The sequence below is a fragment of the Saccharibacillus alkalitolerans genome (genome assembly GCF_011090185.1).
Lineage (GTDB): Bacteria > Bacillota > Bacilli > Paenibacillales > Paenibacillaceae > Saccharibacillus > Saccharibacillus alkalitolerans.
Map to the genome: position 1 here is coordinate 499,683 of NZ_JAAFGS010000002.1, position 13,024 is coordinate 512,706.

10 protein-coding genes are annotated in these 13,024 nt (G+C 58.9%); 5 read left to right on the plus strand and 5 right to left on the minus strand.

Going from position 1 to position 13,024, the window contains the following annotated elements; genetic code table 11:
* Positions 1-471, plus strand: coding sequence for a C40 family peptidase (locus GYN08_RS07725; RefSeq protein WP_206023651.1), 471 nt, complete (start codon positions 1-3; stop codon positions 469-471).
* A 128-nt stretch (positions 472-599) separates the two neighbouring features.
* Here GYN08_RS07725 and GYN08_RS23935 read toward each other — a convergent pair whose 3' ends face one another.
* A complete protein-coding gene (locus GYN08_RS23935) occupies positions 600-1,289 on the minus strand; it encodes an OmpA family protein (protein ID WP_166273606.1) in 690 nt (229 codons plus the stop codon).
* Between the two features lie 296 nt (positions 1,290-1,585).
* Between GYN08_RS23935 and GYN08_RS07735 the strand changes: the two genes are divergently transcribed.
* Complete coding sequence (locus GYN08_RS07735) at positions 1,586-3,406, plus strand: ABC transporter ATP-binding protein (protein ID WP_235946001.1); 1,821 nt, start codon at positions 1,586-1,588, stop codon at positions 3,404-3,406.
* Positions 3,407-3,538: 132 nt separating this feature from the next.
* Here the strand turns inward: GYN08_RS07735 and GYN08_RS07740 are convergent, their stop codons facing one another.
* From GYN08_RS07740 to GYN08_RS07755, 4 genes are all read right to left on the minus strand, one after another.
* A complete protein-coding gene (locus GYN08_RS07740; RefSeq protein ID WP_166273607.1) occupies positions 3,539-3,967 on the minus strand; it encodes an NUDIX domain-containing protein in 429 nt (142 codons plus the stop codon).
* Between the two features lie 22 nt (positions 3,968-3,989).
* Complete coding sequence (locus tag GYN08_RS07745) at positions 3,990-4,517, minus strand: GNAT family N-acetyltransferase (protein ID WP_166273608.1); 528 nt, start codon at positions 4,515-4,517, stop codon at positions 3,990-3,992.
* Between the two features lie 31 nt (positions 4,518-4,548).
* Complete coding sequence (locus GYN08_RS07750; protein WP_166273609.1) at positions 4,549-5,460, minus strand: P-loop NTPase family protein; 912 nt, start codon at positions 5,458-5,460, stop codon at positions 4,549-4,551.
* 386 nt (positions 5,461-5,846) lie between these two features.
* On the minus strand, positions 5,847-7,559 hold the full coding sequence (locus GYN08_RS07755; protein WP_166273610.1) for a methyl-accepting chemotaxis protein: 1,713 nt from the start codon (positions 7,557-7,559) through the stop codon (positions 5,847-5,849).
* Between the two features lie 279 nt (positions 7,560-7,838).
* On the opposite strand from GYN08_RS07755, the gene GYN08_RS07760 reads away from it, so the two are divergent.
* From GYN08_RS07760 to GYN08_RS07770, 3 genes are all read left to right on the plus strand, one after another.
* Positions 7,839-9,557: a cellulase family glycosylhydrolase gene (locus tag GYN08_RS07760; protein WP_166273611.1), complete on the plus strand. Its 1,719-nt coding sequence runs from the start codon at positions 7,839-7,841 to the stop codon at positions 9,555-9,557.
* A 225-nt stretch (positions 9,558-9,782) separates the two neighbouring features.
* A complete protein-coding gene (locus GYN08_RS07765; protein ID WP_166273827.1) occupies positions 9,783-10,892 on the plus strand; it encodes an aminopeptidase in 1,110 nt (369 codons plus the stop codon).
* A 379-nt stretch (positions 10,893-11,271) separates the two neighbouring features.
* Entirely contained in the window at positions 11,272-12,966 is a 1,695-nt protein-coding gene (locus GYN08_RS07770) for a cellulase family glycosylhydrolase (protein WP_166273612.1), read from the plus strand.
* Positions 12,967-13,024: the final 58 nt, after the last annotated feature.

The following is a 13,024-nucleotide window of genomic DNA, read 5'->3' on the forward strand; positions in this document are numbered from 1 at the left end:
TTGAAGAAGCTAGTCATTTCCGTATTGGGAGCAGCCATTGTATTCACTTCAGGGGCAGCGAGTACATACGCAGCCAGCTCCATGCCGATCAACACCGCAGTCAGTCAAGTCGCAGGAACGCCTTACAAATACGGCGGCACCACCACATCAGGTTTCGATTGTTCCGGATTTACCAGATACATCTTCAAAAAATTCGGCGTTACGCTGGCCCGCACCGCGGCAAGCCAGGCCAAGCAGGGCACTACCGTATCGAAGTCCAATCTTCGCGTAGGCGATCTCGTCTTTTTCAACACGACGGGGCGCGGCATTTCGCATGTCGGATTCTATGTCGGCAACGGCAAGTTCGCCAACTCTTCGAGCAGCAAAGGCGTCAGCATCGCAAGCCTGTCCAACTCGTACTGGGCCAATCGTTATGTGACGGCCAAACGCGTAACGAGCGACTGGACTTACGGCCAAATGATCGAAAGCTGATCGTCGTTTATGTACTCATCCAACTAAATACTTTTCACTTACCCGTTCCTTCCGGCGCATGAGCCGGGGAACGGGTTTTATCGTTTCGGGGCGGAGGACGTTTCGGACGCGGTCCCGGGCCGAAGCGGTCAGTCGGGAGCGACCACCAGATCGACCCTGCGGTTTCGTCCGCGTCCCTCTTCGGTATCGTTCGAGGCTACGGGCTGCTTTTTGCCGTAACCTGCCGCCGTAAAGTTCACGTTCTCGAGCCCGCTTTCTTCAAAATAGCGAAGCACCGCCTGCGCGCGCCGTTCCGACAGATCCAGGTTGTAATCGTCGGAACCCCGGTCGTCGGTATGCCCCTGGATCTCGACCGAAGCGCCGTCCAACTCCTTCAGCGCCTTGACGATTCCGTCCAGCGTCTTTGAAGCTTCCGGCTTCAACTCCGCTTTGTCGTAATCGAACAGCAGCGTATCCTCGATCTCCAGCTTCACCGGCTCGTCTCCTGTGCCGAAAGTGATCGGCTCGCCGGGCTTGATGGGAGTTCCGGGTTCGATCGCTTTGCCCGGCTTGATGGGAGTCCCCGGTTCGATCGCTTTGCCCGGCTTGATCGGCGTACCCGGAGTAATCGGCGTACCTCTGCCGCCTTCCTCCTCGTTCGCCTTCGCCGTATCCGTCCCCGCTTCCGCGCTGTCCTCGGCCGCCGAGGAGAATGCTTCTTCCGTGTCGGATGCCGCCGCATCCCGGCTGTCGGCTTCGCCGCAGGCCGCCAAGATCAGCATCGTCGCCAGCGGGAGCGCCAATGTGCGCGCTGCCGCATTGAATTTCGTTTTTTTCATTCCGCTTAGCCTCCAATCGATTGGGCGCGAACGCCGCACATGGGAGACTTATACGCGTATGGCCGCAAAAAAGTTTCGCGCCCGCCGCCTTCTCTTTTAATGACGCTCGGCCGAATCATTTAGTTGCAAAAGGGAGAAAGTTTTTTTCGATTTTACCGGTTTCCGTTTTTTTGTTATAGTAAACGCATCTTTCCAAACGGGGTGAATCGGAGAATGTTCTGCCGCATCGTTCGAAGTAACTGAGTTTCGGGCCGGATCAAAACGCGTACCGGCTATCAAGGGGGAAGTCCGCCCTTTTGATCAAACTCTTCATTCTTCGACGCGATGCCCGGCAGGGCATTCTCTTTTTGCTGCGCGCAGCATTTCATCCCATTTCGAAAGGCGGCTTCATCGTGCTCAAATCCTGCGTCTCCCTGTTCAAAAAACAAATCCTGCTGTATATCCTCCTCGGCTTCGCGCTGCAGTTCTTCGGAGCTTACGGCATTCATACGTTTCAGCGTCTGATCGACGCCGTTCCCCTGTCTTCCGGCCTCGGCGAGCTGGGCGGCACGCTGCTGCTCTACGGCGGCCTGCTGGCGGTCTGCGCCGTCTTCAACTATCTGACCGAATATCCCGAGACGGCGCTTCCCGTAGGGATTGCGGAACGTCTCAAGCTGCTTGCGCTGTCCCGGATCTCCCGCATGGACTATCTCGCTTACGGCAGCCTCGGCACGGGCGAATTGATCCGAACGATCGAAAACGGAGCCCAGGCCGGAGCGGGTATCGTGTACGGATTCTATCTGCGCATCCTGCACGAGCTGCTGCCGGCGATGCTGTTCAGCCTGCTGTTCATCGGCTTCTACAGCCCGGCGGTCATGCTCGCGGTTCTGGCCGGATACGTGATCGTCTTCATTCTGACGCGGCTGCTGCTGCGCTTCCTCTACTCGGTCAAAGAATCGCTGCTGGCAAGCCAGGAGAAAAGTTCCCGGTATTCCGTGCGCGGATTCATGGAGCTGGTCGTTTTCCGGCTGAACCGGCGCTACCGGCACGAGATCGGGAAGCTGACCTCCGCCGCCGAGGATATCGTCCGCAAAAATGTACGGATCCGCATGATTCACGAATCCTTTTTCGCGCTGTTCGAGCTGCTGGTCATTCTGATCAAAATCGTCGTGCTGGCACTCGGCATTCGGGACGCCGCCGCCGGCGGGACGACGGTCGGCGTCGTACTGGCCCTGCTGCTGCTGATCGACAAAGTATATTCGCCCATCGCCATCTTGAGCGTGATCTACGTGGACTATAAGCTGGACCGATTGACATACGAGCGTTTCGAGCGTTATCTGAGCGCGCCCGCCGACCGCAATCTGGAACAGGGCCGGGAAGTCGCGGAACTGCGCGGCGGGATCGTTTTTGACCAGGTCCGCTTCGCTTACGGCGAGGGAGAGCCTCCGCTGCTGCAGGACGTCTCGTTCGCGCTCCCCGCAGGCTCGTCCGTCGCGATCGTCGGCCTCAGCGGAAGCGGCAAATCCACGGTCGTGAAGCTGATGCTCGGCCTGCTGAAAAAAGATTCGGGACGCATCCTGCTGGACGGAACGGATATCGACGAACTCCGACTGGACAGCCTGTACGCCCGCCTCTCTTACATTTCTCAGGATGCGCCCGTATTCGACGATACGCTGCGCGGCAATCTGGTCTTCGACGAACCGGCGGACGAGGCGGAGCTGTACCGGGCGCTGGATGATGCCCGGTTCGGCGAGAAAGCGCGCAGTCTGCCGGAAGGTCTGGACACTCCGGTCGGCGAACGCGGCGCGAAGCTGTCCGGCGGCGAAAAACAGCGCCTGGCCTTTGCCCGCGTGTTCGCTCAGAACCGCGGCATGATCGTGCTGGACGAGCCGGTCTCGGCGCTGGACAACATCACGGAGCGGATCATCATGGAAACGGTATTGGAGCGTTTCCGCGGACGGACCCTGATCATCGTCGCCCACCGGCTGCACGCGATCCGCAGCGTGGACCGCATTCTGCTGATGCGCGGCGGGCGGCTGGTCGACCAGGGAAGCTTCGACGAGCTGCTGGAGCGAAGCGAATACTTCCGGGAGCTGTGGAGCCGGGACGGGGAAGAGCCGTCTGTTCGCTTCGCTTGAATCCCGGAACCGCCGATTATCATCGCAACTTCGGGTCCGATTCCCACAAAAAAGCTGCCTGCGCTCGTTCAATCGAGCACCGGCAGCTTTTTCTTTTTGCTTTTCTCTCCTGCATTCGTTAGAGTAAATCCTTCACCGCCGTGCCAGCGCGTTCTCGGCGCGCCGCACGCTCTCCCGCGTCCACTCCGGCACGTCCGCGCGATCGAACGCTTCCTCCGTCGTCAGCCACAGCACTTCCGCCACCTCTTCGGGACTCGCCGCAAACGCCTCTCCGCTTGTCCACTCGCAGGCGAAAACGACGTTCACCACCGGATCGCCGCGGTCCGTCACGAACGAGGTGCTGTGCGAGTAGCGCATATGCTCCGCGACGCTTATGCCGACCTCTTCCCTAATCTCGCGCCGCAGCGACTCTTCCAATACGTCCGCCGAAGCGCCTTCCGCTTCGACTTTGCCTCCGACGAGCGCCAGCGTGCCGGCCGCATGCTCTTCCTTCGCGCCGCGTCTGATCAGCAGCCAGCGTCCGTGCCTGCGGATCGCCCCTTCGACATTTACGATAAACATGCTTGATAGCCTCCTTCGGAAGTCAGCTTCGTTCCAACTCCAGCGTATAGTGCGCAAAAACGACCGGCTGCCCGTTCAGTTCGTACGGCGTTTCTTCGACCGACGTTTGCTCGAACCCGCAGCTCTCCAGCACGCGGCGCGAAGCCGGATTGGACAGCGTCGTTTTGGCCGTCAGCCGTTCCAGACCGGCGGCGGACGCTTCGGCGATCAGCAGCGTCAGCGCCCGCTTGGCCAGTCCGCGGCCCGAGAACCGCTCGCCGATCCGGTAACCGGCTTCGGCGCAGCATGCGGCCGGATCGACATCGTTCAAGTTGGCGCGTCCCATAATCGTTCCTTCGCCGTCTTTGACCAGGTAAAACCGCGATCCGCCTTCCGCCTGTTCGTTCAGCAGCGCGGCATGCCGCGCGGCAAAACCATCCCGCTCGTAATAAGCGTCTCCCCGTCCGGGAACGGAGCGTTCGAAATAACCGCGGTTTGCCCGCTCGAATGCCAGCAGCGCGTCGGCATCGTCGGCCGCGAGCGGCACAAGCCGAATATCCGTGTTCTTCATCTTCCTTCCCCTCTCGATCCGAAAAAAGCGTTCAGTTCCGCAGCATGCGGCGCAGCGCGGCCGTCCGTTCTTCTTCGTCATATGCGGAGTTATCGAACTTCTCCGTTCGAATCTCCAGCCGGCCGAGAATCTCTTCCTCCAGCCGGCGCCGCGCGCGAAGCACCTCGATCGTCCCGGCGATGGCGGATTCGCGCGAAGAACCGGCCGCTTCGCCGTCCGCCGGCAGCTTTACGTTGGCCGCCCCCCAGCCCTGATTCAAATAGTAGTCCATGAACCCGTCCGACCATTCGCCCGGGCGTTCCTCCGCCGCACGCCGGAACGTTTTCCCGACATCCCGCTGATCGGCGTAGACCACCAGCGGATTCAATTCGCGCACGGCTTCTTCCAGCCGCTTTACATAGCCGATTGCCGTCTCCGGTTCCGCGCCGCAGCGGATCATGGCCATCGTCACGGGATTCTGAATAAAGCAGCACTCGAAGATGTACGCGACGCTGCCGCCGCCCCGCGACGCCGATGCCGACGCCTGCTTCGCAAAGCGGTTCCAGGCCGCCGCGATAAGCTCGATGTGCAGCCCCAGCGGCAGTTCGTAAACATCTCGTCCTTCGATGGCGCGAAGCGCGGGCTCCGGCAGATCCCGGCCGGTACGCTCCCGAATCGAGCGATAGGCCAGCAGCGTCCCGCCGTCTTCGATCAGGGATTCGCGCTTCTCTTCCGCTTTCAGCTGCCGCGTCCATCCGGGAAGCGCCGCTTCCAGCTCTCTCCACTCGCTGTCCGTCAAATAAGCGAAGCCTTCGTAATCGGCGGGATGATCCGTTCTTCCCTCTTCGTACAGGCGGACATCCGTCTCCGGTTCGCCTTCTTCCACCAGCCTCCGGATCGTCTCCGCCGTCGTTGTCTTGCCCGAGCCCGGCAGGCCTTCCACCAGGATCAGTCGGGTTCGCATAAACCGTTTCCTCCTCAAATTCCGTGTGCTCTCTTCATTATAAGGGAGCATACGGAGGAGTTCCGAACTTTTCTTGCTCTGTCTGTCGAACCTGACCGGGCTGCCGGTTGGCATGCTCCGCCGAATGCCGAATTGACGGACATCCTTTAGAAATAACTGCACCAGAGCAGCTATTTCACAAAAAAAGGAGGAAAAGAGCATTCCTACGGCCAAATAGCTGCTCTCCTGCAGCTATTTCTCCAAAAAAAGCGCTTCGGAAGAAAATAAGTGCTTTTTCGCAGCTATGGAGAGCCCGGAGCCCGCGAACCGGACAGTGTAACCCGCAAACAACAAAAAGCCCCCGGCGCGGCGCCGGAGGCTTGCTTACGTTCTTTCGGTATTTTCGCTTAAATCTTGAATTTCTCCACGATGTCCGACAGCGAATCGGCCATTTCTTTCAGGCGGAGCGAAGTTCCTTCCATCTCGCTCATGGAAGCGGCCTGTTCTTCGCTCATGGCGGATACTTCTTCCGTCAGCGCGGCCATCTCTTCCGTCACGCGCGTAATTTCCATGACGGAGGTGCCGACGCTGTGCGAGCCCGCCGACATTTGTTCGACGGTCGCGGCCACTTCGACCATCTGGCCGCTGAGCGAATTGACTCGCTCGACGATCGCTTCGAACGCGCTGCCCGCGTCGCCGAGAGAAGCGACGCCGTGATCGACGCTGCCCGAGCTGGCTTCGACGAGGTCGACGATCTCCCGGATGCCGCTCGTCATGGCCGTAATGATGCGGCTGATGTCCTGCGTCGAACGGGACGACTGGTCGGCGAGCTTGCGGATCTCGGACGCGACGACGCTGAAGCCCAATCCGTGCTCTCCGGCGCGGGCCGCTTCGATCGCCGCGTTCAGCGCCAGCAGGTTGGTCTGGCTGGACGTCTCGGAAATATAGCTCGTGATCGACAGCACTTCGTTCGAACGTTCCGCCAGTTCCGACACGCTGCCGCGAATGCTCAGGAAGGCATCGGCCACGCTTTGCACTTCCGCGACGCTGCGCTTGATGCGCTGCTCGCCGTCGGCGGCCACGCCCCGCGTTTCCTTCGCGAGTTCGGCCACGTCGGAGGTCGCTTCCGCCACCTGTTCCAAGCCGGTGATCGTCTGCTGCATGACGGCGGAAATGTCTTCCGTCTGCGATACCTGACGTTCCGAACCTTCGGCCACGCGCTGGATCGAAGTCGTCACTTCCTTGACGGCGCGGGAGTTCTCCTGCGCGCCCTGCTGCAGCGCGGAGGAAGCGCCGATCAGCTGCGTCGTGTTGTCTTTCAGGTCGCGGATCATATCCTGCAGGCTGGCCAGCAGCAGGTTGGTCGCTTCGCCCAGATCCTTGATCTCGTCGCTCGTTTTCACTTCGATCCGCTTCGTGAGATCGCCGCCGGAAGAAGCGATATCGCGGATCGTGCCGGTCACCGTTCTCACGCTGCGCGAGATGCCCGAAGAAATGAACCAGGCCAGCAGGAGCGCGACGACTACGACGACGCCGAGCAGAATGAGAAGCAGTCCTTCCAGCGTCTGGTTGCTGTTATGCAGATCGGCTACGCGCTTCTCCGTCAGATTTTTTTCCGTCGTCACGAAGCCGTCAACCAGTTGGCGGAAAACGTCCATGTCCTGTTTGCCCGGGTCGTCCACGAAGAATTGGTTCAACCCTTCGGTGTCACCCGCGCGCTTCATCGCCACGGTCGCTTCGCCCGCCACTTGAATCCAGTCTTCGATCTTGGCTTTGATTTCGTTCAATTTCTCCTGCTGGGCCGGATTATCCGACACCAGTTCGTACAGCGCGTTGTAATTTTGCTGCCAGGATTCTTTGCCGGCGTTATATGGACCCAAGTATTTATCTTCGCCCGTAATAATGAAGCCGCGCTGGCCCGTTTCCATGTCGACCGCGCTTTTCGAGATCTGGCTGATGCGGTCGTGAACGTCCATGTCGTGACCAGCGATAAAGTTCATCTCGTTCTCCAGCTTGTCGATCTGGCCGCGCACGATGAGAATGGCGGCAGCCAAGGCCACGATCACGAGCAGGTAGCCGACTCCGATTTTCGCGCCTATGTTGAGCCTGAATTTTTTCATTCTGTTCTGCACTCTCCCTGTTGTGAATAAAATCCATGAAATGTAAGGCAAATTCCAGTACTTGTTTTATCGGAAAATCGATTCCGAATATAAAGCCCCGCCGAAAAATTTGCGACTTTTTGCTCCGGATTTGAGAGAAACGATTTTATTTTTGAAAAACCCTTCATTTCGATAACGTTTTATATTCACCGCAAGTTTGACGGGGTAAAGGATAAAGCGGTTACAAAAATGTCTGGCCGCGCACTGTCACAGAACTTACATACCCCCAAGGAGGTTCACATGTTCAAAAGACGCTTCAAGCCCGCTTTTGCCGTGCTGCTCGCCGCCGTGCTGATGCTCTCGATGCTGCCCGCCGCCGCAGGTAAAGCTTCCGCCGCGGAAAATCCGCCGAAAAGCAAGATGCAAACTTACGTCGACCGTATGCAGCCCGGCTGGAACCTGGGCAACACGCTCGATTCCGTCGGCGCCGACGAGACGGCCTGGGGCAATCCGCGCGTCACGCGCGAACTGATCAAGCAGATCTCCCGCCAGGGCTTCAACAGCATCCGCATTCCGGTCACCTGGGATAACCATATCGGACCGGCTCCGGATTATAAGATCGATCCCGCTTACCTCGACCGCGTCGCGGAAGTCGTCGGCTGGGCCCGTACGGAAAACCTGTACGTCCTGATCAACGTGCATCACGACTCGTGGGTATGGATCAGCAAGATGGAAAGCAACCATGACGAGACGCTGGCCCGCTATAACGCGGTATGGAAGCAGATCGCCGAGCGTTTCAAAAACGAATCCGACAAGCTCTCGTTCGAAAGCGTCAACGAGCCGCGCTTCACGGACGGCGGCACGACCGACGAAGCGGTGGCGCAGGAGATGCTCGACGAGCTGAACCTGTCGTTCCACGAGATCGTCCGGAGTTCGGGCGGCAAAAACGCGACCCGACCGCTCGTCCTGTCCACGCTCGAAGCATCCCCTTCCCAGGAACGCATGGACGCGCTGTATCAAACGTTCGAGCAGCTGAAAGACGATAAAAACCTGATCGCCACCGTTCACTATTACGGCTACTGGCCGTTCAGCGTGAACGTCGCCGGCACGACGACGTTCGACGAAACGACCCGTAACGATATCGTCACGACGTTCGACAACGTGTACGACACGTTTACGGCCCGAGGCATTCCGGTCATCGTCGGCGAATACGGCCTGCTCGGTTTCGATCAGGGCCTCGATGTCGTCGAACAGGGAGAAAAACTGAAGTTCTTCGAATTCCTGACCTATTATTTGAAAGAAAAACGCCTGACCGGCATGTGGTGGGACAACGGACAGCATTTCAGCCGCACCCAATACAAATGGTCCGACCCCGAACTGTACGAAATCATCCGCTCGGGTCAAAAGCAGCGTTCGGCCGTGGCCGAAACGGATCTGATCATGCTGCGCCAGGGAGAAACGGTAACCGATGCCGTCATCCAACTGCAGCTCAACGGCAACAAGCTGACGTCGCTCAAAGCCGACGGCAAACGTCTGGTCCGCAACAAGGAATACAGCCTGAACGGCGAAACGCTGACGATCCCGGCGGCCACGCTGCAGCGTCTGACCTCGCCCGGCAAGCTGGGCGTCAATTCCGTCCTGACCGCCGGCTTCACCAAAGGCCCGGACTGGAATTTCTATCTGACCGTGCATAAGACGCCGGTATTGGAAGCCGCGAGCGGTACAGCGGCGGACTTTGCCATCCCGGCCGACTTCGGCGGCGACAAGCTCGCCACGATGGAAGCCGTATACGTATCCGGAGGCAATGCCGGACCGAACGACTGGACGTCGTTCAAGGAATTCGGGCGGACTTTCGACCCGGATTACGCCGGCGGCGAGATTGCGCTGACGCAGACGCTGCTGAACGAGGTGCGCGATAACGAAGCGGTTACGCTGACGTTCCACTTCTGGAGCGGCGACAAGGTGACCTACACGATCACGAAGACCGGCGGAAGCGTAAGCGGACAGCCGGCGCAGTAACGCCATTTTACGAAAAATGCCGACTTCGGCCGCCCGCATCGCTCCACGATGCCGGGCGGTTTTCCTTTTGCCGGCAGACAGCTATCCTGTTTTGCCTTATGATTAAGTCAGACCAGGCAGCCACGAACAGACAGCCATGACATCCGTTCCAACGCTCCGGCAGCACTCCGTTTTCTCGAGGGCCGGGCCGGCCCGACGAACGGAAGCCCGGGAGGAACTTTTATGATGACAGACCCCAGATTACAGCAGCTCGCGCGTACCGTCGTGCATTATTCCGCCGACGTGCGGCCGGGGGAAAACGTGCTGATCCGCGCGCTCGACGTGCATGACGCCGATATCCTTGCGCCGTTTATCGACGAGATCCACCAGGCCGGCGGACATGCCTTCGTCGACGTCAGCGACTATGCCGTCAATCGGCGCATGATGCTGGGCGGCAGCGAAGAACAGTTCAAGCTCGACGCGGCGATGAAGCTCGACCAGATGAAACGAATGGACGCCGTCCTGCTCATCCTCGGCGAAAACAACGTTTCCGAATACGCCGACGTTCCGGCCGCCAAACGCGACGCCTACCGCAAATGGTACAAGCCGGTCACGGACGAGCAGACGAAGAAAAAATGGATTCTGTTCAACTACCCGACCAAAGCTTACGCGCAGCTGGCGGAGATGAGCACGGAAGCGTACACGCAGTTCCTGTACGATACCTGCACGATGGACTACAGCCGCATGTCCGCCGCCATGGACCCGTTGGCCAAGCTGCTGACGGAGACGAAGCGCGTGCGCATCAAGGCGCCGGGCACCGACCTGAGCTTCTCGGTGGAAGGCATTCCCGCGATCAAGTGCGACGGGAAAGTCAACCTGCCCGACGGCGAAGTCTATACCGCTCCGGTCCGCGATTCCGTCGAAGGCACGATCACGTTCAACACCCGCTCTTCCTACTTGGGACAGAGCTTCGGAGATCTGTCGTTCACGTTCGAAAAAGGGAAAATCGTGTCCTGCCGCAGCGACAATAACGTCAAGCTGAACGAGCTGCTCGATACCGACGAAGGGGCCCGTTATATCGGCGAGTTCGCGATCGGCACCAACCCTTACGTGAACCGGATCATGAACGATATCGGCTTCGACGAGAAAATCAACGGCAGCATCCATTTTGCGCTCGGACAGGCTTACGAGAATGCCGATAACGGCAACGCGTCGGATATCCACTGGGATATCGTGCTGCTGCTGAAAGAAGAATTCGGCGGCGGCGAAATCTATTTCGACGACGTGCGGGTCAGCAAAAACGGACGGTTCGTGGTCGACTCCCTGAAAGGACTCAATCCGGAAAACCTGATCTGAACCCGCCTTGCATCCTCCGTTTCGCGAACCTTCGCCGAAGAAGGTATACGCAGCCTTCTGCGGAAACTCAGATCGAAGAAGTACGGCCCTCCATGCGGAGGGCCGTTTTTTGTCTGCCGCCCCCTTCGAACAGGCTTTTACCTGCGTTCTCGCGAGACGTCGACTTTTTGCGATTCGCGGTCGTCCGCGAGGAAGACTCGATCGCAGCTGAAGCCGAAAGACCTTCTCCTCCGTCCCTTTGTGCGAATGCCTGATTTTTATATGATTTTATGACTGATTCTTCGGGTGTTTCCAAATTTATATCTATGATATTTTAGTATCAGCAAACGCTTACATTTCCAGTTTTCGTTTGCGACATCCCCTCGAAAAGGAGATCGATATGAGAAAAAGATCCGTCAGACCGTTCGCCGCGTTGGCGCTCGCCGCCGCGCTGCTGTTCTCGCTGCTGCCTGTCTCTTCCCCCGCATCGGCCGCCGCTCCGCAGAGCGCCATGCAATCTTACGTCGAAGCGATGCAGCCGGGCTGGAACCTGGGCAACTCGCTCGATGCCGTAGGCGCCGACGAGACGGCCTGGGGCAATCCCCGCGTCACGAAGGAACTCATTCAGGGCATCGCCGCCCAGGGTTATAAAAGCATTCGGATCCCGGTAACCTGGGATGCCCATATCGGCGGAGCGCCGAACTACGCGATCGATCCCGCCTACATGGCTCGCGTCAAGGAAGTGACCCAGTGGGCGCTCGACGCGAACCTCTATGTCATGGTCAACGTGCACCACGACTCGTGGGTCTGGCTCAGCAAGATGGAAAGCAACCGTACCCAAACCCTCGCCCGCTACAACGCGGTCTGGACGCAGATCGCAAATGCTTTCAAAGACAGCCCGAACAAGCTGATGTTCGAAAGCGTCAACGAGCCTCGCTTCACCGACGGCGGCACGACCGACGAAGCCAAGCAGCAGGCGCTGCTGAACGAGTTGAACGATTCTTTTCATCGGATCGTTCGCGCTTCCGGCGGCGGCAACGCGGCCCGTCCGCTCGTCATCTCGACGCTGGAAGCTTCGCCGTCGCAGGAACGCATGACGGCCACCTATAACGCGATCTCCAAATGGAACGACAAAAACATCATCGCGACCGTTCACTACTACGGCTTCTGGCCGTTCAGCGTGAACATCGCCGGCTACACGACATTTAACGCCGAAGTGCAAAACGACATCACGACGACCTTCGACAATGTCTACAACACTTTCGTGGCCAAAGGCATTCCGGTCATCGTTGGCGAATACGGCCTGCTCGGCTTCGACAAAAACACCGGCGTCATCGAGCAGGGCGAGAAGCTGAAATTTTTCGAATACATCGGCCATTACCTGAAACAAAAACAGATCGCGTCCATGCTGTGGGACAACGGTCAGCATTTCAACCGCACGACCTACAAATGGTCCGACGCCGATCTGTTCAACATCGTCAAGGCGAGCTGGAGCGGACGTTCCGCCACGGCTTCGAGCGACCTGGTCTATGTCAAAAAAGGAGCTGCCGCGCAGGACAAGAGCGTGACGCTCAACCTGAACGGCCGCGCGCTCTCCTCGCTGACGGCAAACGGCACGGCGCTTAAATCCGGCACGGATTACTCGCTGAGCGGCAGCACGCTGACGTTCAAGGCCTCCCTGCTGTCGCGCTTGACTTCGTCGGGCACGCTCGGCAAGAGCGCGGTCATTACGGCCAAATTCAGCGGCGGCGCGGACTGGAAGTTCAACGTCGTGCTCCAGCAGACGCCGAAGCTGTCGAACTCGAGCGGCACGACCGCTTCGTTCTCGATTCCGACGGCGTTCAACGGCGACCAGTTGGCCACGATGGAAGCCGTCTACGCGAGCGGCGGCAGCGCCGGCCCGCAGAATTGGACGACGTTCAAGGAATTTGAAACGGCATTCAGCCCGACCGCGAGCAGCATCAAGCTGCAGCCGGCGTTCTTCAACGAAACGAACGACGGCACGGTCAAGCTGACGTTCCACTTCTGGAGCGGCGAGAAAATCACGTATACGATCGTTAAAAACGGCTCGAACGTGACGGGCACGGCGTCTTAAAGCAAGGGGCGGCAGCCCGGATTCCAACTTAAAAAAAGCGGAAGGCTTCCGCCGGCGA

Bases quoted from the DNA above. Each gene is read 5' to 3' on its own strand.
- GYN08_RS07755 (WP_166273610.1), bottom strand. From the start codon at position 7,559: ATGAAAAAATTCAGGCTCAACATAGGCGCGAAAATCGGAGTCGGCTAC.
- GYN08_RS07745 (WP_166273608.1), bottom strand. From the start codon at position 4,517: ATGAAGAACACGGATATTCGGCTTGTGCCGCTCGCGGCCGACGATGCC.
- GYN08_RS07770 (WP_166273612.1), top strand. From the start codon at position 11,272: ATGAGAAAAAGATCCGTCAGACCGTTCGCCGCGTTGGCGCTCGCCGCC.
- GYN08_RS07750 (WP_166273609.1), bottom strand. From the start codon at position 5,460: ATGCGAACCCGACTGATCCTGGTGGAAGGCCTGCCGGGCTCGGGCAAG.
- GYN08_RS07765 (WP_166273827.1), top strand. From the start codon at position 9,783: ATGACAGACCCCAGATTACAGCAGCTCGCGCGTACCGTCGTGCATTAT.
- GYN08_RS07740 (WP_166273607.1), bottom strand. From the start codon at position 3,967: ATGTTTATCGTAAATGTCGAAGGGGCGATCCGCAGGCACGGACGCTGG.
- GYN08_RS23935 (WP_166273606.1), bottom strand. From the start codon at position 1,289: ATGAAAAAAACGAAATTCAATGCGGCAGCGCGCACATTGGCGCTCCCG.
- GYN08_RS07760 (WP_166273611.1), top strand. From the start codon at position 7,839: ATGTTCAAAAGACGCTTCAAGCCCGCTTTTGCCGTGCTGCTCGCCGCC.